The 26006-nt window shown below is 44.7% G+C and carries 25 protein-coding genes; 7 read left to right on the top strand and 18 right to left on the bottom strand.

The window, feature by feature from the left end; genetic code table 11:
• Window positions 1–89 precede the first annotated feature (89 nt).
• Complete coding sequence (locus R7P36_RS19485) at window positions 90–1037, bottom strand: flagellar motor protein MotB (RefSeq protein ID WP_005383619.1); 948 nt, start codon at window positions 1035–1037, stop codon at window positions 90–92.
• 14 nt (window positions 1038–1051) lie between these two features.
• Window positions 1052–1813: a flagellar motor protein PomA gene (gene pomA, locus R7P36_RS19480; protein ID WP_005381564.1), complete on the bottom strand. Its 762-nt coding sequence runs from the start codon at window positions 1811–1813 to the stop codon at window positions 1052–1054.
• Between the two features lie 263 nt (window positions 1814–2076).
• On the opposite strand from pomA, the gene xseB reads away from it, so the two are divergent.
• Genes xseB through dxs form a run of 3 tightly spaced genes read left to right on the top strand, consistent with a single transcriptional unit; the run spans window position 2077 to window position 5111 of the window.
• On the top strand, window positions 2077–2319 hold the full coding sequence (gene xseB, locus R7P36_RS19475; RefSeq protein ID WP_005381566.1) for an exodeoxyribonuclease VII small subunit: 243 nt from the start codon (window positions 2077–2079) through the stop codon (window positions 2317–2319).
• 21 nt (window positions 2320–2340) lie between these two features.
• Entirely contained in the window at window positions 2341–3225 is an 885-nt protein-coding gene (gene ispA, locus R7P36_RS19470) for a (2E,6E)-farnesyl diphosphate synthase (RefSeq protein ID WP_206946951.1), read from the top strand.
• A gap of 20 nt (window positions 3226–3245) precedes the next feature.
• On the top strand, window positions 3246–5111 hold the full coding sequence (gene dxs, locus R7P36_RS19465) for a 1-deoxy-D-xylulose-5-phosphate synthase (RefSeq protein ID WP_005381568.1): 1866 nt from the start codon (window positions 3246–3248) through the stop codon (window positions 5109–5111).
• 58 nt (window positions 5112–5169) lie between these two features.
• Here dxs and pgpA read toward each other — a convergent pair whose 3' ends face one another.
• The 14 genes from pgpA to R7P36_RS19395 form a co-directional block, all read right to left on the bottom strand.
• Entirely contained in the window at window positions 5170–5676 is a 507-nt protein-coding gene (pgpA, locus tag R7P36_RS19460) for a phosphatidylglycerophosphatase A (protein ID WP_005381569.1), read from the bottom strand.
• A 91-nt stretch (window positions 5677–5767) separates the two neighbouring features.
• The gene (gene thiL, locus R7P36_RS19455) at window positions 5768–6733 is read right to left on the bottom strand and encodes a thiamine-phosphate kinase (RefSeq protein WP_047102095.1); all 966 of its coding nucleotides are present in this window, start codon (window positions 6731–6733) and stop codon (window positions 5768–5770) included.
• A 78-nt stretch (window positions 6734–6811) separates the two neighbouring features.
• Window positions 6812–7279: a transcription antitermination factor NusB gene (gene nusB, locus R7P36_RS19450; protein ID WP_005381571.1), complete on the bottom strand. Its 468-nt coding sequence runs from the start codon at window positions 7277–7279 to the stop codon at window positions 6812–6814.
• On the bottom strand, window positions 7279–7749 hold the full coding sequence (gene ribE, locus R7P36_RS19445) for a 6,7-dimethyl-8-ribityllumazine synthase (RefSeq protein ID WP_005381572.1): 471 nt from the start codon (window positions 7747–7749) through the stop codon (window positions 7279–7281). Before ribE ends, nusB begins: the two co-directional genes overlap by 1 nt.
• Window positions 7750–7918: 169 nt before the next feature.
• A complete protein-coding gene (ribBA, locus tag R7P36_RS19440) occupies window positions 7919–9028 on the bottom strand; it encodes a bifunctional 3,4-dihydroxy-2-butanone-4-phosphate synthase/GTP cyclohydrolase II (RefSeq protein ID WP_005381573.1) in 1110 nt (369 codons plus the stop codon).
• A 173-nt stretch (window positions 9029–9201) separates the two neighbouring features.
• Window positions 9202–9855 (bottom strand): riboflavin synthase, encoded by a 654-nt coding sequence (locus tag R7P36_RS19435; protein ID WP_005381574.1) that lies wholly within the window; start codon window positions 9853–9855, stop codon window positions 9202–9204.
• Between the two features lie 8 nt (window positions 9856–9863).
• Entirely contained in the window at window positions 9864–10991 is a 1128-nt protein-coding gene (gene ribD, locus R7P36_RS19430) for a bifunctional diaminohydroxyphosphoribosylaminopyrimidine deaminase/5-amino-6-(5-phosphoribosylamino)uracil reductase RibD (RefSeq protein WP_025768890.1), read from the bottom strand.
• Window positions 10992–10998: 7 nt separating this feature from the next.
• A complete protein-coding gene (gene nrdR / locus R7P36_RS19425) occupies window positions 10999–11448 on the bottom strand; it encodes a transcriptional regulator NrdR (protein WP_005381578.1) in 450 nt (149 codons plus the stop codon).
• Between the two features lie 206 nt (window positions 11449–11654).
• Window positions 11655–12905 (bottom strand): glutamate-5-semialdehyde dehydrogenase, encoded by a 1251-nt coding sequence (locus R7P36_RS19420; protein ID WP_213899796.1) that lies wholly within the window; start codon window positions 12903–12905, stop codon window positions 11655–11657.
• A gap of 17 nt (window positions 12906–12922) precedes the next feature.
• Window positions 12923–14062 (bottom strand): glutamate 5-kinase, encoded by a 1140-nt coding sequence (gene proB / locus R7P36_RS19415; RefSeq protein ID WP_005383771.1) that lies wholly within the window; start codon window positions 14060–14062, stop codon window positions 12923–12925.
• A 121-nt stretch (window positions 14063–14183) separates the two neighbouring features.
• Entirely contained in the window at window positions 14184–14573 is a 390-nt protein-coding gene (crl, locus tag R7P36_RS19410; protein ID WP_005381584.1) for a sigma factor-binding protein Crl, read from the bottom strand.
• 115 nt (window positions 14574–14688) lie between these two features.
• Window positions 14689–15936: an esterase FrsA gene (gene frsA / locus R7P36_RS19405; protein ID WP_005381586.1), complete on the bottom strand. Its 1248-nt coding sequence runs from the start codon at window positions 15934–15936 to the stop codon at window positions 14689–14691.
• A gap of 91 nt (window positions 15937–16027) precedes the next feature.
• Window positions 16028–16492: an oxytetracycline resistance phosphoribosyltransferase domain-containing protein Tet(34) gene (tet(34), locus tag R7P36_RS19400; RefSeq protein WP_005381590.1), complete on the bottom strand. Its 465-nt coding sequence runs from the start codon at window positions 16490–16492 to the stop codon at window positions 16028–16030.
• A 263-nt stretch (window positions 16493–16755) separates the two neighbouring features.
• The gene (locus R7P36_RS19395) at window positions 16756–18045 is read right to left on the bottom strand and encodes an NCS2 family permease (protein WP_005381592.1); all 1290 of its coding nucleotides are present in this window, start codon (window positions 18043–18045) and stop codon (window positions 16756–16758) included.
• Window positions 18046–19070: 1025 nt separating this feature from the next.
• Here R7P36_RS19395 and R7P36_RS19390 point away from each other — a divergent pair.
• Window positions 19071–20543, top strand: a complete 1473-nt coding sequence (locus tag R7P36_RS19390) for an aminoacyl-histidine dipeptidase (protein WP_053350265.1) — start codon at window positions 19071–19073, stop codon at window positions 20541–20543.
• Window positions 20544–20607: 64 nt separating this feature from the next.
• Here R7P36_RS19390 and R7P36_RS19385 read toward each other — a convergent pair whose 3' ends face one another.
• Window positions 20608–21147, bottom strand: a complete 540-nt coding sequence (locus R7P36_RS19385) for a DUF3332 domain-containing protein (protein ID WP_054576938.1) — start codon at window positions 21145–21147, stop codon at window positions 20608–20610.
• A gap of 330 nt (window positions 21148–21477) precedes the next feature.
• Here R7P36_RS19385 and R7P36_RS19380 point away from each other — a divergent pair, with 330 nt between their 5' ends.
• The 3 genes from R7P36_RS19380 to R7P36_RS19370 all read left to right on the top strand — a co-directional run bounded on the left by R7P36_RS19380 (window position 21478) and on the right by R7P36_RS19370 (window position 25554).
• On the top strand, window positions 21478–22545 hold the full coding sequence (locus R7P36_RS19380; RefSeq protein WP_017820600.1) for a succinylglutamate desuccinylase/aspartoacylase family protein: 1068 nt from the start codon (window positions 21478–21480) through the stop codon (window positions 22543–22545).
• A 263-nt stretch (window positions 22546–22808) separates the two neighbouring features.
• Window positions 22809–24995, top strand: coding sequence for a TonB-dependent receptor domain-containing protein (locus tag R7P36_RS19375; RefSeq protein WP_104975924.1), 2187 nt, complete (start codon window positions 22809–22811; stop codon window positions 24993–24995).
• A 118-nt stretch (window positions 24996–25113) separates the two neighbouring features.
• Window positions 25114–25554: a hypothetical protein gene (locus R7P36_RS19370; protein WP_005381599.1), complete on the top strand. Its 441-nt coding sequence runs from the start codon at window positions 25114–25116 to the stop codon at window positions 25552–25554.
• Window positions 25555–25644: 90 nt separating this feature from the next.
• Here R7P36_RS19370 and R7P36_RS19365 read toward each other — a convergent pair whose 3' ends face one another.
• On the bottom strand, window positions 25645–25953 hold the full coding sequence (locus R7P36_RS19365) for a DUF3622 domain-containing protein (protein ID WP_025998700.1): 309 nt from the start codon (window positions 25951–25953) through the stop codon (window positions 25645–25647).
• Between the last annotated feature and the right edge of the window lie 53 nt (window positions 25954–26006).

Below are 26006 nucleotides of genomic sequence, written 5' to 3'. Positions count from 1 at the left end.
ATTATACACCCAAGCGGATTGGAAAAACAAAAAAAGCGAGCAATCTGCTCGCTTTCTTATCTCTTTACTGACTTAAAACTAAAGCCTAGTTATTGAATTACCGGCACTTCTTCGCTGTAGAGAGGCTCGCCTTGCATAATGCTGATTTCAACCCGTCGGTTAAGTGCGCGATTGTCATCAGAATCATTCGGTAACAAGGGCTCAGTATCCGCCATGCCTCGTACTCTTAAACGTTGATGAGAGAAGCCTCTCACTTTCTCCATCTCTTGCGCGACTGATACTGCGCGCTGAGAAGAGAGATCCCAGTTAGAACGATAAAGCTCCGAATCTAGCGGTCGATTGTCTGTATGGCCAGATACTCGAACAATGCCTGGCACATCTTTTACTAGCTCTGCAATCTGACGAACTAAAGGGCGAAACTTAGGCTGCAAGAAGGCCGAACCTTCTGGGAATGCACCTTTTTCACGCATACGTATAACAATCTGCTGACCGAGGTTTTCAACTTCAATGGCGCCTTGTTCAATCTCTCGTTCTAAGGCTTTCTTGATGCTTTCCATCAAGGTTTCCATCTCTTGCGACATCTCTTTAGATTGCTGTTGTTGCATGTCCGCTTCGGCAGACTCATTGTTTTGAGTTGACGTTTCTGGCGATTGCCCACCCGTTAACTTGCCTTCATCACGTTTTGTGCCACCAGCTCGATCAGACTCTCCTTCATGGAATTCAAGCGTCTGCTGAGTGATGTCCATGGTTTGCTGCATGATAACATCAATCGGAGTAGGTTCCGGCCTACCCGGTCGAAACTCTTGGGCAATAATGCTAGTGCCTTTGGGAATGTCTTTCACTTCAAGCTGATTTTGCACACCGAAGGCAAATTTCATTGATCCTGCAATTTGTTTGAACTTCAGTACATCCATCTCAGAAAACGAGAGCAGAAGAACAAAGAAACACATCAGCAGCGACATCAAATCTGCGAATGTCCCCATCCATAACGGGAGGCCAGGTGGCGGACAATCGCATTTGTTATCTTCATCATCCATCACGACTCTCCAAGTTACTCGTCAATCTCAAGGGCACGTTTACCTTCATTGAGGTAGTTCTTCAAGTAACTATCGATCACTCGCGGGTTTTGGCCATCTTGAATCGCTAATACGCCATCCATGATCAAACGGCGATTTAGCGTTTCTTGGTCACGGCGAAGAGAAAGTTTATCCGCAATAGGGAAAAACACCATATTGGACAGGATCGCGCCATACAATGTGGTCAAGAGTGCAACGGCCATTGCTGGTCCAATCGCTTTAGGGTCATCCATGTTTGAAAGCATCGCAACAAGACCAACCAAGGTGCCAATCATTCCCATCGCAGGAGCAACGTCGCCAAAGGCGCGAAATACACCAGTACCTTGCGTATGTCGTTCATCCGTAAGCGCGATGTCTTTTTTGAGTGCCGCTCTCACAACGTCGGCATCATGGCCATCAACCAGTAGATCAATGCCTTTCTGCATGAATGTGTTGTTTATTTCCATCTCTTCAAGAGCAAGAAAACCACCTTTACGTGCCGCGTCGGCCATTTCCACAATTTTTGCAATCAGGTCTTCGGGTTCATCCGCTTTAAACATGAAGGCTTTGCCAGCAATCTTTGTCGCACCAAAAAACTGTCCCATTGTGAACTTCATCAACACAACGAATATTGAGCCACCAACGACAATAAGGATCGACGTGACATCGACAAACATGCCGATGCTGCCACCAAGCACCATCGCCATAATGACGAATGCAAAACCACCAATCAAACCTAATAGGGTTGCTAAATCCACAAAGCACTCCTCACGCTATACTCAAATACTGCCATTGGGCGGATTATTACCTGTATCGACAACTCGCGCAGAATTTTTAGAAAAATCTTAGCTAATGGATCACAAATTACACTTAACAACCTCAACCAAAATATGGGGTTTCATCGCTTAGACTCGTTGAACGCTAATTTTGTGACAATTATATAAGGTTAAATTTGACCAAGTTACTAGGCTAAGGTAACTTTCGTGCATCTTACCCGAGGCTTGATTAAGGCAGAAAAAAGATGGCGGTCAAGAAACCAGAAAACATGACCTTTGAAGCAACCATTGAAGAGCTTGATAGCTTAGTTGATCAATTAGAAAATGGCGATCTTGCTCTAGATGATGCCCTGCGTAAGTTTGAACGAGGCATTGCCTTAGCTCGTGCAGGCCAAACTAAATTAAGCGACGCCGAACAGCGCGTGAGCATTCTTCTTAGTGAAGATGATGAAGCACCACTGAGTGACTTCAAACCAGATTCAGAATAACAATCAGTAGTGAGCAATGTGATGCAACAGACATTGACGTCTTTTCAACAAAGAAACAATCAGCAATTGAATTTGTGGCTCGATCAGCTTCCATATCAAGAGCAGCCATTGATTCAAGCAATGAAATACGGCCTTTTGCTAGGTGGGAAACGCGTTCGCCCTTTTCTTGTTTACATCACAGGTCAAATGCTCGGCTGTAAACCTGAAGACTTAGACACCCCCGCCGCTGCTATCGAATGTATACATGCCTACTCACTCATTCATGATGATCTGCCAGCCATGGACGATGATGAACTGCGTCGAGGTCAACCAACTTGTCATATTAAGTTTGATGAAGCAACCGCAATACTGACAGGTGATGCACTACAAACTCTTGCCTTCACTATTATTTCTGATGGTCAATTAAGCTCGGCGGCAGAAGCTCAACGCATCAATATGATCAAAGCCTTAGCGCATTCCTCTGGTGCCAGCGGCATGTGTGTAGGGCAAGCCTTAGATTTAGGCGCGGAAAATCGCCAAGTTTCTCTTGAAGAAATGGAAGAGATACACCGTAAAAAAACCGGAGCTCTGATTGATTGTGCGGTAAAATTAGGTGCATTAGCTGCTGGTGAGAAAGGTATCGAGGTTCTACCTCACTTGGAGCGCTACTCAAAAGCAATTGGTTTGGCGTTTCAGGTTCAAGACGATATTCTTGATATCATCAGTGACACAGAAACACTGGGTAAGCCTCAAGGTTCCGACCAAGGTCTGAATAAGAGCACTTATCCTTCCCTGCTGGGTTTAGAGGGAGCCATAGAGAAAGCTCACACTCTGTTACAGGAAGCACTTCAAGCATTGGAAGCTATCCCATACAATACTCAGTTACTCGAAGAGTTCGCCCGATATGTCATCGAGCGCAAAAATTAACACTATAAGCGCGCATTTATATGACTCTTGATATTTCAAAGTACCCAACACTGGCGTTAGCAAATACACCGGAAGAATTACGTCTTCTTCCGAAAGAAACATTACCAAATCTGTGTGATGAACTGCGAACGTATCTGCTAAATTCAGTGAGCCAATCTAGCGGACACTTAGCGTCTGGCTTAGGCACCGTAGAGCTAACTGTCGCTCTGCATTATGTTTACAACACCCCTATCGACAAATTGATCTGGGATGTTGGTCATCAGGCTTACCCGCACAAAATCCTCACCGGACGTCGCGATAAAATGCCAACAATTCGCCAAAAGGATGGTCTACACCCTTTCCCTTGGCGTGAAGAAAGTGAATATGACACCTTATCTGTCGGCCACTCTTCGACATCGATTAGTGCAGGTCTTGGCATGGCCATCAGCGCACAAAAAGAAGGTAAAGGTCGCAAAATCGTCAGTGTGATTGGTGATGGCGCAATTACAGCAGGCATGGCATTCGAAGCCATGAACCACGCTGGCGACGTTCATCCTGATATGTTGGTGATTTTGAACGACAACGAAATGTCGATTTCAGAAAACGTCGGCGCCCTGAATAACCACCTTGCGAAAGTACTTTCTGGCAGCTTGTACACTTCTATCCGTGAAGGCGGTAAAAAAGTGTTGTCTGGTGTTCCACCTATTAAAGAGTTGGTTCGCCGTACGGAAGAACACCTCAAAGGCATGGTAGTGCCTGGTACTCTGTTCGAAGAGTTCGGCTTTAATTACATTGGCCCGATTGATGGACACGACGTCAATGAACTCGTCAAAACGCTAAAAAACATGCGTGAGCTCAAAGGCCCTCAATTCCTGCACATCATGACCAAGAAAGGCAAAGGTTATGAGCCTGCCGAGAAAGATCCTATCGGCTACCATGGTGTTCCTAAATTCGATCCAACGCATAATTGTCTGCCGAAGAGCAGTGGCGGTAAGCCAACTTACTCAAAGATCTTCGGTGACTTTTTATGTGACATGGCGGCCCAAGATCCTAAGCTAATGGCAATTACGCCAGCAATGCGCGAAGGATCAGGTATGGTGCGTTTCTCAAAAGAGTATCCAGACCAATACTTTGATGTGGCGATTGCTGAGCAGCACGCAGTGACACTGGCAACAGGCATGGCAATTGCGGGCGATCATCCAATCGTTGCTATCTATTCGACTTTCTTGCAACGTGGTTATGACCAATTGATCCACGACATCGCGATCATGGACTTACCAGTGATGTTTGCGATCGACCGCGCAGGTCTCGTTGGCGCAGATGGTCAAACTCACCAAGGTGCGTTCGATTTGAGCTTTATGCGCTGTATTCCGAACATGGTGATCATGGCGCCAAGCGACGAAAACGAGTGCCGACAAATGCTTTACACTGGCCATAAGCATTCTGGCCCGAGTGCGGTTCGATACCCTCGTGGTAGCGGCATGGGCGTAGAAATCGAAACTGAGTTTACGGCGTTAGAAATCGGTAAAGGGCGCATGGTTCGCCAAGGTGAAAAAGTTGCTATTCTGAGCTTTGGTACTTTCTTGGGTAACGCGCTAGAAGCGGCAGAATACCTTAACGCCACTGTTGCTGATATGCGCTTTGTGAAGCCGCTCGATGAAGCATTAATTCGTCAATTAGCCGCAGATCATGACGTGCTCGTGACGTTAGAAGAAAATGTTATCGCAGGTGGTGCAGGTGCGGGTGTCGTTGAGTTCATGATGAAAGATAAAATCATTAAGCCAGTCTTAAACCTAGGTTTACCCGATGAGTTTATTCATCAGGGAACACAAGATGAACTGCATGAAGAGCTTGGTCTCGATGCAAAAGGAATTGAAAAATCCATCTTGGATTATTTAGCAAAATAGCATGTAAAAAGGGATGCTCATGGCATCCCTTTTTTACGTCCAGTGTTTAGTTCATGGTTTAATTCATCCAGCCAGCGTATTTTGCGACTAGAAACAGGGCAACACCAGCCATAATTCCCGCCACGATATCATCAACCATAATACCCAGCCCACCGTGAACTCGCTTATCTAGCCACCCAATTGGCCAAGGTTTTACCATATCGAAAAAACGAAATAAGATGAAGCCAGTGATCAACCACTTCCATTCAGTGAGTGGAATATTCAGTGCAGGTACAATACTCATCGTAATCCAAAAGCCCGCAAACTCATCCCATACGATTGAACCATGATCATGTACTTTCATGTCTGCAGACGTCACTTGGCATATTTGAATGCCGATCACACACGAAATCAGAACAACAATGACATACGCCGTAAATGGTAATTGTGCCAACAGCAAAAAGAAAGGCACGGCCGCCAGTGTGCCCATTGTTCCAGGGATAAACGGGGATAATCCACTGCCAAAACCCGTCGCCAATAGATGCCACGGATTCTTTAATGAAATCAGAGAAAGAGGGTTGGTCATATCCTTAAACCTATACTGCTAGTTTGGTTTCAATCGTCATGCCTGCGAGTTACTCAATAGTAACAGGCTCTTGGCTAGAGCTTAGCTCAGATCATTTAAAGTGGTCGAAGCCACTTAAGTCCCAATCAAGTGGTTGATTGTTATCATGCAGCTCGAAGGTTCCATTTGGTCGGATTTGACCAATACATGTGACCTTACAGCCAGTATGAGATAAAGCGCTTTGTAACGAGCCTCGATTTTGCTCCGGCACGGTAAAACACAACTCGTATTCTTCGCCACTTGCTAAAGCATACTGCTGCGCGCTGATCTTATCATCTAAAAACTGGACTAATTCTGAAGAGATCGGTAGCTGAGAGACATCAATACTAACCCCAACCTGAGATCGCTGTAAAATGTGCTTAATATCAGAGATTAAACCATCTGAAATATCTATCGCCGACGAGGCTAAGCCAACAAGAGCTTGTCCAGCAAGCACACGCGGAGAACTAAGGTAATGAGCTCGCTCTAGTGCTTCCGCGCCGGCTCTGCTGCGCAGAGAGTCATCTAGAATCACATCCAAGCCAGCTTTTGCATCGCCAAGGTTTCCCGTTACATATACCCAATCCCCAGGCTTGGCTCCGGATCGCGTGAGCGCTTTGTCTTCAGGTACAAAACCTTGCACCGTGAGTGTCAGACACAATGGCCCTTTGGTGGTATCACCGCCTATTAACTGAATACCATAGTAATCAGCCAGTTCGAAAAATGCATCACAGAAAGGAGCAAGCCATTTTTCATCTGGCTCAGGCATCGTTAATGCAAAGCTCACCCACGCAGGCGTTGCGCCCATCGCCGCCAAATCACTGATGTTAGAAGCCAATGCTTTGTGTGCGACCCATGCTGGGTTCGCGTCGGCTAAGAAATGCGTTCCAGCTACCAATGTATCCGTGCTAATCGCAATCTGAACATTAGCTGGCGCTTTGACCAAAGCGCAATCATCACCAGCGGCTAGATGGACATCTTTACGTTGGCTCTGACGACCGACGAAATACTTGTCTATCAGATTAAATTCACCAGACATAATTCACTTACTTTTTGATGTAAAAGCTTTTGATACAAAAAAGGTCAGCATGTGCTGACCTTTTCATTGAAGAAATCGTTATTTCTTACGAATGTGAGGTGCTGCTTTATCAAGTACACCATTCACAAACTTGTGGCTATCTTCTGCTGCAAAAACTTTTGCAAGTTCAATCGCTTCATTGATAACAACTTTGTAAGGAACATCTTCGCGACGAGTCATCTCGTACATAGCAAGGCGAAGAAGAGCAAGTTCCATCATATCTAAATCCTGCATAGGACGAGAGATGTATGGACGAATTTTGCTATCTAGCTCAGCGTGGCTAAGTACAACACCGCTTAATAGTTCACGGAAGTAAGCTACGTCTGTCTCTGGAGCAGCAAGCGCTGGCTCAGATGCATGAAGTTCTTCTTCATCGTATTTGTCGCCAGACAAAAACTGTTCTTCAATCTTGGCAACATTCTCTTTAGTAATTTGCCATGAGTAGATCGCCTGTAGAGCGAATTGACGTGCGTTACGACGTGCGGCTGGTTTCACACTGGCCCCCATTAGGAATCAATTTCAGATAGTACATTAATCATTTCAAGTGCGCTTAGTGCAGCCTCTGCACCTTTATTACCAGCCTTGGTTCCTGCGCGTTCAATCGCTTGATCGATCGTATCAACAGTCAAAACACCAAATGCTACTGGAATGCTGAATTCCATAGACACTTGTGCTAGACCTTTGTTCATTTCACTACAAACATAGTCAAAGTGAGGCGTTCCACCGCGAATAACAGACCCTAGAGAAACAATAGCGTCGAATTTGCCAGTTTTAGCAACACGCTGAGCTACTAGAGGTAGTTCTACGGCACCTGGACAACGCACAACCGTGATGTTGTCTTCGCTTACTTGTCCGTGACGCTTTAGTGTATCGATCGCACCAGAAAGTAGGCTTTCGTTAATAAAACTGTTGAAACGAGAAATAACGATAGCAATTTTTGCATTTGGCGCTGGGAAGCCACCCTCGATCACTTTCATAAGCTTTCCTTTAACTCTATTTATAAGTGAAATATGTTCATCAAGTGAGAATCGCCGGATTCTAGCACAAATTTGTGAGCAATATCTAATGGAAATTGGAGGCAAATCACTGGTTCCTAGCCATTGACGAGTTAAGCACGTCAAAGACTAGGAACTTATTGTTCGGTTGTTACTCGCAGACGTACTCAACAACGTTCAGACCAAAACCACCTAACGCGTGGTACTTTTTGTTGGTCGATGACAGAAGACGCATATCATGTACACCGAGATCCGCAAGAATCTGTGAACCAACGCCAACACGGCGAGACGTGCCTTGTTTTTTAGCAAGCGTTGGTGCTTCACCTTTGTCTTGCGCTTCGAACATCTTCACGCGATGAATAAGTAGATCGGTCGATTCTTCATGGCCAAGAACAACCAGTACACCGCCCTCTTCACCAATGCGTTTCATTGCCTTATCTAGTGTCCAGCTGCGCTCTGCATTACGATCGCTACGTAGTAAGTCGGTAAAAACGTCTTGAAGATGAACGCGAACCAGTGGCGCTTTTTCTTTCAAATCGCCCTTGCACATTGCGTAGTGCACTTGGTTATCAATGGTGTCTTTGTACGTGACTAACGTGAACTCGCCAAACTCTGTCGGTAACTTGCACTCTGCCACACGTTCAATCGTTGTCTCAGTGTTATTGCGGTACTCAATTAGGTCAGCAATAGTGCCCAATTTAATACCGTGCTTCTCTGCAAAGATCTCTAGATCTGGGCGACGAGCCATGGTGCCGTCGTCATTTAAGATCTCAACAATCACCGATGCTGGCTCTAAACCAGCAAGACGAGCCAAATCACAGCCAGCTTCAGTGTGACCTGCGCGAGTCAGTACACCGCCGTCTTGAGCTGCGAGAGGGAAGATGTGACCAGGCTGCACCAAATCCGCAGCTTTAGCGTTTGGCGCGACTGCTGCTTGAACGGTACGTGCGCGATCTGCGGCTGAAATACCCGTCGTTACCCCTTCTGCTGCCTCAATCGAAACAGTAAAGTTGGTGGTGTATTGCGCATTATTGTCTTGCACCATTGGTGGCAGACCTAGACTTTCGCAACGATCTTTGGTCATGGTTAAACAAATCAGGCCACGGCCATAGGTTGCCATAAAGTTGATGGCTTCCGGCGTAATATGCTCGGCAGCCATGATCAAGTCACCTTCATTCTCGCGGTCTTCATCATCCATTAGGATGACCATTTTGCCTGCGCGAATATCATCAATAATTTCTTGTGGCGTACTGATTGGCATAGTCTGTTATCCCGTTATTCTAAATTTGTTATTGCGACAGCAATGAAAAATTACGTTGCAGTGAATGCTAGTTAGGTCAATAGTTTGAGCTTTGCATTAAGCAAGTCAATGAATCTCGCGGTGTTCTGTGAGTCTGCTCTTTATCGCATGCCTCACGCAGCCACTCCCAAGACTTATGCAAAACCGTTTTGCTGTAAAAAGTCCATCGTGATACGAGACTCGGCCTTATCTTCTTGTTGTCCTTGCAGTAAACGCTCCATATAACGCGCAAGTACATCAACTTCCAAGTTGACTTTGCGCCCCACTTGAAACTGGTCAATCGTAGTTTCTTCACTCGTATGAGGAACGATCGTCAGCTTAAAAGCATTTTTACGTAAGTCGTTGACGGTTAGGCTAATACCATCAACAGTAATCGAGCCTTTCTCTGCAACGTACTTGCTAATTTCCGCAGGCATTGCAACCCAAAACTCTATCGCACGGCCAACTGAATTGCGTTCGACAATTTCACCAACCCCATCGACATGGCCAGAAACGATATGTCCACCCAATCGCGTTGTTGGCAACATGGCTTTTTCTAGATTCACCTTATCGCCTACTTGGTATTCAGCAAACCCCGTTTTCTTCAAGGTTTCTAATGACAGATCAGCACTGTAATAGTGGCTTCCGAAGTCAACTACCGTTAAGCAAACACCATTGGTCGCAATGCTATCGCCTAACTTAACGTCTGACATATCAAGCGTACCCGTTTCAACCGTGACGGTGATGTCTTCGCCCTTCGGCGTAATCGCAGCTAACTTGCCAACTGCTTCTACTATTCCTGTAAACATACTATTTCTTATCTAATTTCATTACGTTTTATGGTGGCGGTGATGCGAATGTCTACCCCAACCATACGAACGTCTGTAATGTTTAAATCTATGACGTCAGCCATAGCGCTTAACCCTAAAGCACCGATAAGCCCCCGACCATCGCTGCCCATGAGTTTTGGCGCAAGGTAAACAATGAGCTCATCTACAAGATTAGCCTTTATCATCGCACTCGCTAGCGTAGCTCCAGCTTCAACCCATAAGTGATTGATATGGTGCTCATCAGAGATACGTTTTAATGTCGTTGATAAGTCAATTTGGTCAGCGCTGTCCAATAGAGGGATACAGTCTCCATCAGAGCGAACAATAACTCGCTCTCCATCGGTATGGAACAGCTTGAGCGCATCAGTTAAACGGTTCTGACGATCTAAGATTACACGTACTGGTTGACGAAGCTCTTCTTGTAAATACTGCGCTTGAACACTATTAGGTAAGTCATCCCAGCGCACGTTGAGTGATGCATTATCATCAATCACCGTTTTGCTAGTAGAAAGAATGCCACCACTCATTGCTCGATAACGCTGCACATCTTGGCGGGCCGTTGGGGAGGTGATCCATTGGCTCTGACCATTATTGAGTGCGCTTTGCCCATCCAAACTGGCCGCCATTTTTAATTGAACAAACGGCATGCCTGTACGCATGTACTTTATAAAACCAGGGTTAAGGGCAAGGGCATCTTGCTCTAACAAGCCGATTTGAACTTCAATTCCGGCATCACGTAACATCTGGATGCCGCGACCTGCAACTTTCGGGTTTGGGTCTACCATGGCGCAAACCACACGTGCCACTTTCGCTTTAATCAGCCCTTCGGCACATGGCGGTGTACGGCCGTAATGAGAGCAAGGTTCTAGCGTCACATAAGCGGTTGCACCAACTGCTTTTTCACCCGCCATGCGCATCGCGTGCACTTCGGCATGCGGCTCACCAGCACGATGGTGATAGCCTTCACCGACAATTTCTTCATCACGAACGATGACACACCCTACATTTGGATTAGGGGCGGTGGTATAAATGCCACGTTTCGCTAACTTAATAGCTCGTGACATCATGGCGAAATCTAAATCAGAAAACGCGCTTTCAGGAGTGTGTTGAGTCATGAGCTACTCAGTCTTCTAGGCGGGCAATCTCTTCGCCAAACTCGCGAATATCTTCAAAGCTGCGGTAAACGGAAGCGAAACGAATGTAAGCCACCTTATCGAGCTCTTTGAGCTGGTCCATGACTAAATTACCAATCATTTCACTCGGAACCTCTCGCTCACCCGTCGCACGCAGTTGTGATTTGATCATACTGATCGCTAACTCTATAGAATCGGCACTCACTGGGCGTTTCTCTAAAGCTCGTTGAATACCGCCAACCATTTTATCTTCATCAAATGGTTCACGGTTGCCATTCGATTTGATCACTTTAGGCATCACTAACTCTGCGCTTTCAAACGTAGTGAAACGCTCGCTACACGCCAAGCACTGACGGCGACGTCGAACTTGATGGCCATCAGCCACTAAGCGGGAATCAATAACTTTGGTATCGTTCTCGGAACAAAAAGGACAATGCATATCACCTCCATATCTATACCAAAATAACCTCATGAGCAATCACGGATAACCACGCGTTCATGGTTATACGGACTCTATTAAAGCTATTTGGGTATAACGCTTTCAAACCGAAATAAAAGCTCATGTAGTGTAGCGGAATTGGTATGTTAGACAAAACAAAAAGGGGCGCAAAGGCCCCTTTTTCACTCAAGATCTCGTCGAATGTGTTAACTGCGTGCTAAGTAGTTCGCTTTACCAACCCACTTGTAGCTAGTTAGCTCTTCTAAGCCCATCGGACCGCGTGCATGTAGCTTTTGCGTAGATACTGCGACTTCTGCGCCAAGGCCAAATTGCGCACCGTCTGTAAAGCGCGTTGAAGCATTCACATAAACCGCCGCCGAACCGACAGAATTGATGAACAGTTCTGAGTTTTCCAAACTATTGGTCATGATCGCATCTGAGTGGCTCGCGTTATGGACACGCATATGAACAATGGCATCTTTCACATCAGACACAACTTTTACACCAAGAGTGTAGCTCAACCATTCCGTATCAAAGTCACCTTCAACAGCATCGCGAATTTGTGTTGCTTGAGCCATCAGTGCTTTTGCCTTAGGCTCTGTCACGAAGGTCACTTTATCGTTCATGCGCTCTACGATCATTGGTAGGAATTGCGCTGCAATTTTTTCATGCACGAGCAGCGTATCTAATGAGTTACACGCAGATGGACGTTGAACTTTAGAGTTCTCAACCACATTCAGGGATTTCTCTAGATCAGCGGATTCGTCGACAAAGATATGGCTGATACCAAAGCCACCAATAATCACCGGAATCGTGCTGTTTTCTTTACACATTTTGTGTAGGCCAGCACCACCGCGTGGAATGATCATGTCGACGTAATCGTCCAACTTAAGCAATTGAGAAACAAGCTCACGATCTGGTTTTTCAATGTACTGCACAGAAGCGGCTGGAAGGTTCGCCTTTGCGAGCGCAAACTGAATAACCTTCACTAATTCCATATTCGAGAAAAAGGTCTCTTTGCCACCACGTAAAATGCTTGCGTTGCCGGTTTTCAAGCACAACGCTGCAATATCAATGGTTACGTTTGGACGCGCTTCATAAATTACGCCCACGACACCAAGCGGCACACGACGACGAGACAGTGACATCCCATTTTCCAGTACCTTACTGTCTATTTCGCTGCCTACAGGATCGTTCAAGCTAATGACGTTGCGAACATCATTCGCAATTGCAGTCAGTCGTTCTTCATTAAGCAAAAGGCGATCGAGCAGCGCATCGGTTAAACCCGCTTCACGGCCAAGTTCGATGTCTTTAGCGTTTGCCGCCAAAATAGCAGCAGAGTTTGCTTCTAGCTCATCAGCAATGATGGCTAATGCTTGGTTCTTTTGCGCAGTTGACGCTGTCGCTAATTCGAAAGCTGCATCTTTAGCAGCTTTACCCATATTCGTTAAATCCACTTTGCTTCCCTCTAATTCTATTCCTGAATGACGACCAAATCATCGCGGTGAATCACCTCAGAGCCATAATCATGCCCCAAAATAGAGATGATATCTTTACTGTGTTTACCAGTAATTTTAGTTAGGTCATCACTTGAGTAGGCGCTGATGCCACGAGCCACCAACTTACCGTGAGCGTTTGTTACACGCGCCACTTCGCCTCGTGCGAAGTCACCACTAACTTTGATGACCCCTTTAGCAAGTAGGCTACTGCCCTTGCCGACCACAGCATTGACTGCACCATCATCAATAACGATGTCGCCCGATGCCGCAGGTCCCGCTAGAATCCAGCGTTTACGGTTCTCTAAGGCTTCAGCGCAAGGTAGGAAGCGCGTGCCCTGAGGTTCAGCACTTAGAGAGTCAAAGATAACATTCGGCGCACTACCAGCAGCAATAATAACCTCGATACCTGCGCGGCGAGCGATGTCTGCGGCTTGCAGCTTCGTAGCCATACCACCAGTACCCAATGTTGTACCGCTTCCACCTGCGATTTTACGCAGCGTGTCGTCGATGGTTTTTACTTCCTTGATAAGCTCTGCGTTCGGATCTTTACGAGGGTCAGCAGTAAACAGACCTTTTTGGTCCGTTAAAAGCAAGAGCTTATCTGCACCACATAAAATGCCTACCAAAGCGGAAAGGTTGTCGTTATCGCCAACTTTAATCTCGCTAGTCGCAACGGCATCATTTTCGTTTACGATAGGAACAATATCGTTCGCGACGAGCGCATTAATAGTGTCACGCGCGTTAAGGAATCGCTCACGATCTTCTAAATCGGCACGGGTTAGTAACATTTGGCCGATCTTGATACCATAAATACCAAACAAAGACTCCCAGGTTTGAATCAAGCGGCTCTGCCCCACCGCGGCAAGTAACTGCTTACTCGCCATCTCGTTGGGCAATGCGGGGTAACCAAGATGCTCACGGCCTGCTGCAATCGCACCAGACGAAACCATTACGATTGAATGGCCTTGTTTTTTAAGCTCAGCACACTGGCGTGCTAACTCAACCATGTGTGCACGGTCGAGTGCCAGAGTGCCGCCTGTCAGCACACTTGTACCCAGTTTCACAACGACAGTTTGTGGTTGTGAAACAACTGCATTTTGTTGATTCGTTGTCATGATGTCTTCTGAAGTGAAAAACAAATAAAGAGAGGATGTTTTAACAATCAAATAGGGAATTAACAAGAGAAAAGGTGCGTTTTCGCACCTTTTTGTTTGGTATTAAATGAAAACAACCAAATTAAGCGAAATCGAAAGACTCCGTGTGATATTCGACTTCTAATTTGAAGTGTTCTTCTAAAGTATCAACCAGCTTTTGATGGAATGTGCTCTGCGTGAGATACACTTCCTCTACCACTTTTTTGGGAAGGGCTTCAGATACCCATTGCCCTTCTTTGTTGTACTTGCCAATATGATATTTAGCAGTAAAGCCTCCCTCGATGGATTCCAAATCCATCCACCAGCCCCAAAATTCACGCTTCTCAGGCGATTTTTTGTCGTCTACACATACAGATAAACAATCAAAATAATAGCGCCCTTCTTGCGATTGTGGTTCGCGCAGGTAAGGCCCTATCGCCTTCAACTTTGACATCAAGCGAAAGTGAGTCGGGCCCTGAGTCGTCTCTGACATATGAATCTCCGTTTTCATAGTTAAAAGTAAACACCCAAGAATGATTATTATTTTTAATTATCATGAGCTTATTTTTTGCTCAGATATATCACTCTTAACTAATTTAGGAGAATTGTCACCCTAATAATTCATCTTCTAGCCACTTTATGGCTAAATCGAGGGATTGCTCATATCCTTTTGTAATTGTTTTGGAACTGATTTTTTTCGCTCTACCATACTGGCTAAATAGAGCAACAAGTTGATTATCACTGTGTGGCGACACTGGATCGCCTTCAAGACTCAAAGCCAAAATAGGCACTTTGGTTTTTCGACTGCTCAGGAAGCCCTGAACCTTCAATGACCACGCCATCATCTGACCTGCCATGCTATTAATATCAACCGCATTTTTCCCCAAACGGGAAGCCAAAAGATCTAAGTACATCTTCGGCATTTTTTGTAACTTCTGAGGGGAAGTAAAAATATCATGTACGGGTGCGCCTAGAGCGACACAAGCTTTGATCTTTTCCTGCTCGACAAAAGAGAGTCTGATCATGGCATTACCACCAAAACGAAACCCAACTAACCCCACTTTGTGATGATCAACCCAAGGTAGCGAGTAAAGCTCATTCAATACCGCTTGGTGTAGGCAACTTGAATTCTCGGTCAAGGGCCAATGAGAGCTATGCCCTACCGAAGGCATATCCACGGTTAACATTGCAATATCTCGCGGTGCAAGACGATTACGGAACAAACGCCACATGTCGGTTTGTAGAGTATCCAAACCAGCGCTCACCATGACCACAGGCAACTGTTTATCCGTTCTTGGTAAATGGAGGTTCGCGATGATTTTGCGATTTTGGTAAGGCACTTCAATTTGCTTGATGGTGTACTTAGTTTTTTCTGCGCCGTCAGAATACGCTTTGTTTGCCAGTACTTGAGCCTGCGATGCCAAGTTATCATTTTTTAAATGTGGGTAGCCTGCAATACTAAAACACAAAGAAGCAGTGAAGAGTTCATCCGCTGCCTCTTCTCCTTGCATTTCATTTGCTCGCTTCTGATGATCCATACCAAGCTTGATCCACTCAAATGTCCAGTTACCACTGTGATAACCCATTACAGTGTCTAACCAATCATCATTGGTTCGCGAGTGAGAAGATGAAGCAATTTTGGACAGTACGCCTTCCATTTCGATCGGAGACAATCCTTGCCAAGCCCATTGCAAGCGACGCAAATGACGATACCAAGCACGATCACCCTGCGCTTCTCGTTCATCAAGTATTTTTTTACTGGTCGGCATGTACTGGGTAAGCGCGGAGGTTTCTTTTGCTTGCTTATGTTTCACGAACAAAGTTTCGGAAAGATTTTTACTGACGTCTTCAGACATAGGAAGAACCCTAGGCTATTAGCATGATTTAATATCATAATAAAAAAAATGCCCCTATAAAGGGGCATTTCTCAATATTCTTTAACCGCGCTTATTTTTGCTTGCGGTTTACTGGCTCAGCATACTGGATTGACATATCCCAAGGCTGCTCGATCCAAGTGTCTTGAGCAATATCTACAACGTAATCATCCAGCAGCTCTTTGCCTGATGGTTTCGCACACACAGCGATCATTTTCGCTTTTGGATACATCTCACGTAGTTTGCGCGCTGTATCACCACTGTCTACTAGGTCTTCAACGATTAGGTAACCTTCGCCATCACCTTCAGGTGCTTTTAGTACCGTCATATCGCGCTGATGATCATGGTCGTAGCTTGAAATACAGATTGTATCAACATAACGAATACCAAGTTCACGAGCCAAAATAGCGCCAGGAACCAAACCGCCGCGGCTTACCGCCCAAATTCCTTTCCATTGCTCAGCTGGCATTTGTTTTTCAGCCAGTTCACGGCAGTAAGTCTGCATTGCATCCCAAGTGATAATGAATTTTTTACTCATTGTAATAACCTAATAATTTGAAAATATGCATCCTCAAAATCTAGCGAAGTCACTCAAAAGCGGAATGCTCACTAACTTCTCCAAAATGTTTGGAGACGAGGATTTCAAGCTGCGCAAACGATTATTCTACCGAAACACACCGCTAATACCAACGGTGATATCAAAATTCTCTGCCTATTCCGCAGAAAAACCGTCTTCTGTGAACAACGTAAAAAAGAAAAAGCCAGCGTGAATAAATCCACACTGGCTTTTTGCTCGAGAAATTAACCGACGAGGTATTTAACGATGAAGATGGCTGACATCACCCATACACTCATCGACACTTCACGGCCCTTACCGCTGAATAACTTGATCGCCGCGTATGCGATAAAGCCTAACGTGATACCTTCTGCAATCGAGAATGTTAGCGGCATAACTAAACAAGTCACAACAACTGGGGACGCTTCAGTTAGGTCACGCCAATCAATGCTTACTAGCCCAGACAGCATCAAGATCGCCACATAGAATAGCGCACCTGACGTTGCATAAGCAGGGATCATACCCGCAAGTGGTGAGAACAATAGAGCAAGTAGGAAGAGTACACCAACAACCACGGCTGTTAGACCAGTACGCCCACCCGCAGCTACACCAGAAACGCTTTCAATATAAGATGTCGTGTTGGAGGTACCAAGTAATGCACCTACTGACGTTGCTGTTGAGTCTGCAAGTAACGCTTTGTTTAAACGAGGGATGTTGCCATTCTCATCAGTTAGACCAGCTTTTTGAGAAACGCCAACGAGCGTACCTGCGGTGTCAAATAAATCGACAAATAGGAAAGCAAATACGACGGAAATCATGCCTACTTCAAACAAACCAGAGAAATCCAGTTGCATGAAAGTTGGCGCAATGCTTGGTGGCGTTGACATAATACCGCCCCACTGCACATCACCAAATAGAAGACCAAGCGCTGTAACGCCAAGAATGGCGATCATCACCGCACCTTTCACACCACGGTGAACCAGTGCAATCGTAAGAAAGAAGCCAATCGCGGCCAATACAGATGGCAATGATGTGATCTCTCCCATAGAAACTAATGTCGCTGGGTTATCAACGACGATACCTGCATTTTTTAATGCGATAAACGCTAAGAAAAGACCAATACCAGCTGAAATACCTGTTCGTAGAGAATGCGGGATCGAGTTAATAATCCACTCACGGATCTTAAATACGCTTAAAAGAATGAACAGAAGGCCAGAAACAAATACAGCCGCTAACGCAACTTGCCACGTATAACCCATTCCCAATACAACAGAGTAAGTGAAAAATGCGTTCAGGCCCATTCCTGGTGCCTGTGCGATTGGGTAATTCGCAACAAATCCCATAATAAAACAGCCGATTGCGGCAGCAAGACAAGTCGCGACAAAAATGGCACCACGGTCCATACCGGTATCCGACAGGATCGCTGGGTTTACAAAAATAATGTAAGCCATAGTTAGGAAGGTCGTAACACCTGCAATGATCTCAGTACGCACATTTGTGCCATTTTCACTGAGTTTAAAAAGCCTCTCGAGCATGATCGAATCCTGTAAAGGTAAAAAAGTAAACGGTTGCGTAATCGATTGGCGGGAATTATAAAGTTATCAAATAGCAAATTCTAGATAGAATCTTCACTCTAATGCGTTTTTTTTTCTTTGGATATGAAACACATTCTCTAACCTATCAAAGTAGGCAAAGGAATATATTCTTACAAAACAATAGGTAACCTAGATAACACAGTTCCCTAAAAGAGAATAAAAACTGAGCAATGTACTAAACTTTCAGATGAAAAAGGCCCATTTTTAACATGGTATCTAACAGATTTGATGGAAAAGTCGATAAAACCGAAGAATGGGGAATAGAAGAAGGCTTTGATGGCAATAAGTGAGTCAGGAAGAGAAAATAGAGATAAAAAAACGCCACCCAATTTGGGTGGCGGTGAATCATGTCAGCACTATCACTGAAAAAAAATTCCAATTTATAGGGGTGAACAAACTGTTCGAGTCACATGCGTTGACTTCACTTAGTAGCCAAAGCTTGTTGGGTATACAAAGTTACCGGTGTAAACAGACTTGCTATTCCAGAACATTGTACTTGGTAAACCTTTCATAACTATCACCTTTTAAATCAATTAAACATTCGTTGATTTCTCGGTTCCTTGGAGGCGATAAAACGGACTCATCCTTTGAGCATTTCATTCTTCTCTCAGAAGCTGGTTACAAATATACCACCAAGAAATTTAATTACAAGCATTTTAGTGATTGGAATCACAAAAAATACATAAATTGACCTTTATCAAAGTTTATATGTAATTAAATTACAATTTTATGAATTAAAAAATAAAGCCACTTTCAGAATGTATGATAGAGAACACATAGTGCTTGTTATTGTATTCACAAACTGTGACAGTTCTGAGAGAAATCCTTGTGATCGCGACTACTCGTACTCCATATCTGGTGGTATGCTAACGGCAATTTGAAGGCCAAATCGTCTAGCATTTAATGCTACCTTGACAACATTTTTACGGTATATATTTGGCAAAGCACATCAAAAGGAGTCCTCCGTGTCTGAGTTCCATTCTGAGATCAGTACCTTATCACCTGCTCCACTTTGGCAGTTTTTCGATAAGATTTGTTCTATCCCTCATCCATCGAAACATGAAGAAGCATTAGCACAGTACATTATCAACTGGGCAACAGAGCAAGGCTTTGACGTTCGCCGTGATCCAACCGGTAACGTGTTCATCAAAAAGCCCGCGACACCAGGAATGGAAAATAAGAAGGCTGTTGTACTTCAAGCACACATCGACATGGTGCCGCAGAAAAACGAAGACACTGAACACGACTTCACCAAAGATCCAATCCAACCTTACATCGATGGCGAATGGGTAACTGCGAAAGGCACGACGCTTGGTGCAGATAACGGTATTGGTATGGCTTCTTGCCTTGCTGTATTGGCATCTAAAGATATTAAGCACGGTCCACTCGAAGTTCTGCTGACGATTGATGAAGAAGCAGGCATGACTGGCGCATTTGGCCTTGAAGCTGGTTGGTTAGAGGGTGAGATTCTTCTAAATACAGACTCTGAGCAAGAAGGCGAAGTCTACATGGGTTGTGCAGGTGGCGTTGATGGCACCATGACTTTCGATATTTCTCGAGAATCAACGCCTGCAGGTTTTGTAACACGCCAACTGACGCTGAAAGGCCTAAAAGGTGGTCACTCAGGTTGTGACATTCACACAGGTCGCGGTAATGCCAACAAATTACTTGGTCGTTTCCTTGCCGGTCATGCTCAAGAGCTTGATTTACGTTTAGTCGAATTCCGTGGCGGTAGCTTACGTAATGCAATCCCTCGCGAAGCGTTTGTTACTGTCGCGCTTCCTGTCGAAAACCAAGACAAGCTTGCTGAGCTGTTCAACCACTACACTGAGCTGCTTAAAACTGAATTGGGTAAAATCGAAACAGGTATCGTAACCTTTAATGAAGTGATCACGACTGACGCGCAAGTATTTTCAATCGCCGATCAGCAACGATTCATTGCGGCACTTAACGCTTGTCCAAACGGTGTAATCCGTATGAGTGATGAGGTGGAAGGCGTTGTTGAAACTTCTCTAAACGTTGGTGTGATCAGCACAGAAGAAAATAAAGTCACCGTGCTTTGCTTGATTCGTTCTCTCATTGACTCTGGCCGTAGCCAAGTGGAAAGCATGCTGCGCTCGATTACTGAGCTAGCTGGCGCACAAATTCAGTTCTCAGGCGCTTACCCTGGCTGGAAGCCAGATGCAGATTCCGAGATCATGGCAATTTTCCGTGATATGTATGAAGGCATTTACGGTCATAAGCCGAACATCATGGTCATCCATGCTGGTCTTGAGTGTGGCCTATTTAAAGAACCATACCCACACATGGATATGGTTTCTTTCGGTCCAACAATAAAATTCCCTCACTCTCCAGATGAGAAAGTGAAGATTGATACTGTTCAGTTGTACTGGGAACAGATGGTCGCGCTTTTAGAAGCGATTCCAGAGAAAGCATAATTCAATCACGAAAAACGACAAAGGGTGCCATACGGCACCCTTTTTTTGGTTTAGTTGAACCCAACTACACACGGTTTTGCGCGTAAGCGGCTAACTCATCCATTGAGGTTTGTGCAGCAACTTCACCATCAATGTAGTAAGTAACAAACTCACCATCGCGTACACCCATGAGTGTCGCCTTTTCACCGTTGCTGTAAGTAATATCCATTTGAACAGTGTTCTCATCGATTTGCTGCATTCGCCCCTGCTCAATGACACGGTTATACGCTAATGGTGCAATTGGTGCCGTCGTTAACGATTTATCTAACTGGTGATTGACATCAATGTAAGTATCTACCTTTGTATCGAAGATATGTGGCTTACCATTTAACGGGTTCTTACCCGTCCAAAATTCTAGAGAGTTAAACACGATATAATCCGCTGCGATCGCGACACCATAAACAGGCGCTAAAAGCATATTTAGGCCACCTCGAGCGTAACGGTTGTCAACAGCTTTCAAGTTAAACCCCATGACATAACCTGTCACGGCATTACTACCTACGCAACCTGAAAGTGAAACTGCTACCGCAGTCAATGCACCAATTTTAGCAATTGCCTTTTTCATCAAAACCTCTAGTTAGAAAGTGTGAAACCTCAAATTCGGCGCGGATATTATCGGATAAAAAGTAGGGTTAAAAGTCCGTTTTTTTGTCCTCCATGAACAGTATTATTTTTAGTACAGTCACATTTTTTAAGGCTATTATTGCGCTCTCTTCTCTATGTCTTGTTATGTATTAAACTGATAGAAAAGATCATATTGAAAACAAAAACTTCACACATACCAAAATTTCACGCATGACGATTAAAGTAATTTGTCGTGTCCTTAATGAGAATGATTAGTGCGATTTTGCAGCAATTGTTACATTGCTGATGACGCATTTGACAGAGATGGTTTATGGCCAGAAGTAAAAAAAGCAAAGTGTTTGAGCTCTTAGGACATCAAATACAACCAGGGCAACGATTAGAGATCGAATTTGAAGCAGCGAAGCTATATACACATTCGCCTTTATCTATTCCTGTGGAAATCATCCATGGGAAACAAGAAGGACCAGTGTTAATGGTGAATGCTGCTATCCATGGTGATGAGCTTAATGGCGTAGAAATCGTTCGTCAGATCATTAACCAACTGGATCCACAAAAACTGAAAGGCACTGTCATTGCAGTACCTATCGTTAACGTTTTTGGTTTCATCCATAAATCTCGTTACTTGCCCGACCGACGAGATCTCAACCGTTGCTTTCCTGGCAGTGAAAAAGGCGCACTTGCATCTCGTATGGCACACGGGTTCTTTAACAACATTGCCAAGCGTTGTGACTACATTTTGGATCTACACACAGGGGCAATTCATCGCACGAACTTGCCACAGATCCGCGCAAACTTAAGCAACCCAGAAACTCTGCGTATTGCTCAAGCATTTGCAACGCCAGTGATTGTTGATTCAGCATTGCGTGATGGCTCTTTACGCAGTGAAGCAGAAAAATGCGATATTCCAGTGCTCACCTACGAGGCTGGCGAAGCATTGCGTTTTGATCCACTTTCGATAAGCGCTGGTGTACTCGGGGTTCGGCGCGTAATGCAAGCCATTGGTATGTTGCGTGCGAGCAGGAAAAAGCTGCCTGAGCCTATCATAGCGAAGTCCACCAGCTGGGTTCGCGCGTCAGGTAACGGCATTTTGCGTACTGTCGTTAATCTGGGAGACAAAGTAGAACAAGGTGAAACGCTCGCTTATATTAGCTCTCCTCTTGGTCATGATGAGATAGAACTAAAAGCCCCGAAGCGTGGTTTGGTTATCGGTCAACAAACATTACCATTGGTGAACGAAGGCGATGCAATTTTCCACCTTGCCTATTTTAACCAAGGTGATAATGCTTTAGAGCAAGCAGTCGAAAGCTATATTGAAGGCCTCACTGAATTCGATGCCGAGCCGCTGACAACCGGACAGATACCGTTAGAAACTCAGTAATTCCTATCAAGTAGGCGCCTGATTAGCTCAAAAGGAGCAACAGTGCTCGCACTATCTTGTTTAAAGCCAATAAGCTCAGCGTCCATGATGCTGGGCTTTTTGTTTTATGTAAGCTAACGATACTCATCGCAGTTTCCACGAATGGATAAAAAACTTTACAATCCGTCGCAAAAACACATTTGATAATTAATCTCATTATCATTTATTAATCGTAATAATGTTCTTATAATCCCAGCTTCATAAAAACACTATAAATCATCAATATGAAACGATTAAAAAGTCATCCATTCAAAGTAAATCTCATTTCACTGGCTTTGCTCTTCCCTCTTTATTCATATGCCGAGACAGCGCCAAATGAAGAGCTTGAAGTCATAGGCGTTCGTTATGCCAAACCTATTACCATTGCTGAGCCTGCGCAAACCACCATTAATTGGTCAGAGATTGAAGAGCAACAGTACTCTAATTTTGCCTCAATGATCGATGCCGTTCCCGGTGCATCAATAGATGGTGGCGGTCGTTCTGGTGGCGAACGTATTAACATTCGTGGTTTTGATGATCCAAGCGATATCGCCGTCTTTGTCGATGGCGCTCCAATTGGCTTTCAACAATACCGCTACGGTACCTTCTTTTTTGATCCGTTCTTAATTGGCGAAGCAGAAATTATCAAGGGCGCGCACGACTATCGAGCACTCAACGGGAAGTTTGGTGGCTCCATTCGCATTAAAACCAAAAGTGTCGATGATCTCCTGTACGGCGAAAGAAACTTTGGTGCCCGCATCTCAAGTGCATACAACACCAACGGCGATGAGAACGCCTACACGCTAACACTCTATGGTAAAAACGATACTGGTTTTTATTTTCTAGCGAATGGCTCGGTAAAAGATTCTGATGACATTAAAGTCGGAGGTGGTGAAACGTTGGATTACTCAGGTTATGAGCAAGAAAACATGCTCGTAAAGGTCGGTTATGAAAACAACGATCACGAGTTTGAAATTAGCCACACTCGCTACAAAGATGAAGGTCGTAAACCTTGGGCTAACCGCCGCGGAAAAATGCCTAACATCACCGAATACAATATCAAGAAATACGGCTCATTAGAAAAAGCCCAATACGCTTACACCGTCGATAACAAATACACGGACAACACCACAACCATCTCTTACCACTACATGCCGACTAACCCGTATATTGATTTCAATATCAAAATGGCACGTTCCGAAAACGATCGTCATTGGGTTCGCCCTGACGTAGCATTCGAGAAAATGTTCGTTTCTGTTGGCAGTTACGGTCATGAGTCATGGCTGAGTTACGAGCGTGACTACGTTGATGTGTTTAACCAAGCACAATTCGGAGACCACACTCTAGTCACTGGGCTTCAATATCAAAAAACCGATAGAGACTCGTTAGTATTCAACGCATCATACGACAGTAATGAAGCGAAAAACTACGGTTGGTACACCCCTTACTACGAACCATCTGGCACGCAGTCAATTTATGCCGCTTACATTGCTGATCACTATCAAGCAACAGACCGCCTAACAATCACACCTTCTCTGCGTTACGAATACATCAAGAGTGAAGGAAAAGGGAACGCAGCGCCGGATTATAATGATCCAGCTGCCGGACATGACTATGGTGAAACGACGCATAAAGGCTTTAGCCCACGTTTGGATATCGACTTTGATGCGAGCAATAATACGCGTTTAAACGCCTCCTACGCCTACGCTTTAAAAGCACCAACCGTTGATAACATCTACTCAGTGCAATATGCGCGAGCTACCGCTACGGCTACTGCTTTGAATCTGGACGTGTCTCGTATCCATGCTTATCAAGCAAGCGTTATCAACTTAACGGAAGGGCTGGTGAACTCTCGCGATAACCTCGCAACAGAGTTAACTATGTTCTATAACGATGTTAGCGACACAGTTGATATACGAACGGGCGAAAACCTCGACAAAAATACTACTGAGTTACAAAGCTGGAATACAAACCTAGATGGCTTTAAAAACTATGGCTTTGAGCTAATTTCACAATACCGGATTGAAGATTTCTACAGTAATTTCTCAGCAAGTTACATTCGCGGCAAAAACAAAGGTAGCCTATCTGACTCTACAGGTTCAGATGATGATCATCCTGATGTACCGCCATTAAACATTAATCTGGGTTTAGGTTACGAATGGATTCCTGGTTTACGTACGGGCTGGGAAGTCCGCTGGTATGATGCGCAAACCAAAACCAAGGCAAGCGGTAATAATTTAAAAGTGAAATCGCCAAGTGAGCAATACACGCTACAAAACGCTTACGTGGTTTGGGAAATACAACAAGTCGAAGGCTTGAGCGTTGGCGCGGTTGTGAAAAACTTAACCGATCGTTACTACGAAGCATACCTATCTAATGGCGTGCCTTCGCCTGGTCGCGAAGTCAAACTGCACCTCACTTATCAATACTAACCATACCTAAAAGATGCAGGGCAGACATTAACTGCCCTGTTATATCGTATCCAATGGCCATAATTGCACGCCGTTTTATTTATCAGTATTATCATTTCCTTTTGCTTACATACACATTATGAACAATCTAAAAACACGGCTTCTTCTGATTTGCTTCTTCCCTGTAGGTAGCCTAGCGCAAGCTTCTGAGAACATTGCAGACTACTTACAAGAACAAAGCAAGCACCAAGTTTCAGAAGATTTTTACGCACAGCCAACAGCAAATAACCTGAATCTAGATGCAAAAACTAACTCTTTAACTTGGCACGAAGATGGTAAGCCGGATCACTGTCGTTACGCCAAGCAGCCCAAAGACGTCGCAACACATTTCGACTACGGTGAAGCAAACGATCTATCTGACGGCTTACAACACTTTGATTTACCGGAAAGACATTCTGCAAAGGTCAAATCGACACATCGCACTTATGCTAATAACCCTCACCTTCTTCCTGGCAATAAACAATTTGCAGCCCCTGAAGACGGCACGTTTAGCTTGTCCGTATCGTCGGATTGTTTTTAGCCGATATAAATAAAAAATGCCCTGAGACAAAACTCAGGGCATTTTCACTATTTGTTTGATGGGTAACGTCACCATCTCACCGATTTAAACTTATTCTTCGTCAGTGTCTACTTCGGTTTCACGTGCTTTGCGGGCTTCTTCTTTACGAACTTTTGCCGCTAGTTGTTCTGCTTCACGCTCTTGACGTTGCGCTGCTTTACGCTCGTTACGAACCACTTGGTTTTGGATAAATCCAGCCAGTTCTTGTTCAGCCCAAGCTTGTGCTTTCTCTTCGCTGTCAAAGCCTGTTTCACGCTTTGATACTACAGTCTTACGAGATGTCACTTGGCGAGTGATTTCTGCGCTCCAGCCGTTACGTTTTTCAGTGACGCGGATAGCAAATTTTGGATTCTTAGACATTTCTTTCATTTCCTAAGGGATTTAGGGATCAATCAGGGATTCGGTCAACTTGA

Origin of the sequence: Vibrio sp. 397, assembly GCF_033339395.1 — a bacterium.
GTDB lineage: Bacteria > Pseudomonadota > Gammaproteobacteria > Enterobacterales > Vibrionaceae > Vibrio > Vibrio alginolyticus.
This window is presented reverse-complemented; position numbering and strand designations above follow the sequence as displayed.

Coding starts and splice junctions, on each gene's coding strand:
- xseB (WP_005381566.1), top strand. CDS start 2,077: ATGGCGGTCAAGAAACCAGAAAACATGACCTTTGAAGCAACCATTGAA.
- nusB (WP_005381571.1), bottom strand. CDS start 7,279: ATGGGGGCCAGTGTGAAACCAGCCGCACGTCGTAACGCACGTCAATTC.
- nrdR (WP_005381578.1), bottom strand. CDS start 11,448: ATGCATTGTCCTTTTTGTTCCGAGAACGATACCAAAGTTATTGATTCC.
- pgpA (WP_005381569.1), bottom strand. CDS start 5,676: ATGACCAACCCTCTTTCTCTGATTTCATTAAAGAATCCGTGGCATCTA.
- dxs (WP_005381568.1), top strand. CDS start 3,246: ATGACTCTTGATATTTCAAAGTACCCAACACTGGCGTTAGCAAATACA.
- R7P36_RS19435 (WP_005381574.1), bottom strand. CDS start 9,855: ATGTTTACAGGAATAGTAGAAGCAGTTGGCAAGTTAGCTGCGATTACG.
- R7P36_RS19380 (WP_017820600.1), top strand. CDS start 21,478: ATGGCCAGAAGTAAAAAAAGCAAAGTGTTTGAGCTCTTAGGACATCAA.
- crl (WP_005381584.1), bottom strand. CDS start 14,573: ATGTCAGAGACGACTCAGGGCCCGACTCACTTTCGCTTGATGTCAAAG.
- ribE (WP_005381572.1), bottom strand. CDS start 7,749: ATGAAAGTGATCGAGGGTGGCTTCCCAGCGCCAAATGCAAAAATTGCT.
- ribD (WP_025768890.1), bottom strand. CDS start 10,991: ATGACTCAACACACTCCTGAAAGCGCGTTTTCTGATTTAGATTTCGCC.
- R7P36_RS19365 (WP_025998700.1), bottom strand. CDS start 25,953: ATGTCTAAGAATCCAAAATTTGCTATCCGCGTCACTGAAAAACGTAAC.
- frsA (WP_005381586.1), bottom strand. CDS start 15,936: ATGTCTGAAGACGTCAGTAAAAATCTTTCCGAAACTTTGTTCGTGAAA.
- R7P36_RS19395 (WP_005381592.1), bottom strand. CDS start 18,045: ATGCTCGAGAGGCTTTTTAAACTCAGTGAAAATGGCACAAATGTGCGT.
- ispA (WP_206946951.1), top strand. CDS start 2,341: ATGCAACAGACATTGACGTCTTTTCAACAAAGAAACAATCAGCAATTG.
- proB (WP_005383771.1), bottom strand. CDS start 14,062: ATGACAACGAATCAACAAAATGCAGTTGTTTCACAACCACAAACTGTC.
- thiL (WP_047102095.1), bottom strand. CDS start 6,733: ATGTCTGGTGAATTTAATCTGATAGACAAGTATTTCGTCGGTCGTCAG.
- R7P36_RS19485 (WP_005383619.1), bottom strand. CDS start 1,037: ATGGATGATGAAGATAACAAATGCGATTGTCCGCCACCTGGCCTCCCG.
- R7P36_RS19385 (WP_054576938.1), bottom strand. CDS start 21,147: ATGAAAAAGGCAATTGCTAAAATTGGTGCATTGACTGCGGTAGCAGTT.
- R7P36_RS19370 (WP_005381599.1), top strand. CDS start 25,114: ATGAACAATCTAAAAACACGGCTTCTTCTGATTTGCTTCTTCCCTGTA.
- ribBA (WP_005381573.1), bottom strand. CDS start 9,028: ATGCCAATCAGTACGCCACAAGAAATTATTGATGATATTCGCGCAGGC.
- R7P36_RS19375 (WP_104975924.1), top strand. CDS start 22,809: ATGAAACGATTAAAAAGTCATCCATTCAAAGTAAATCTCATTTCACTG.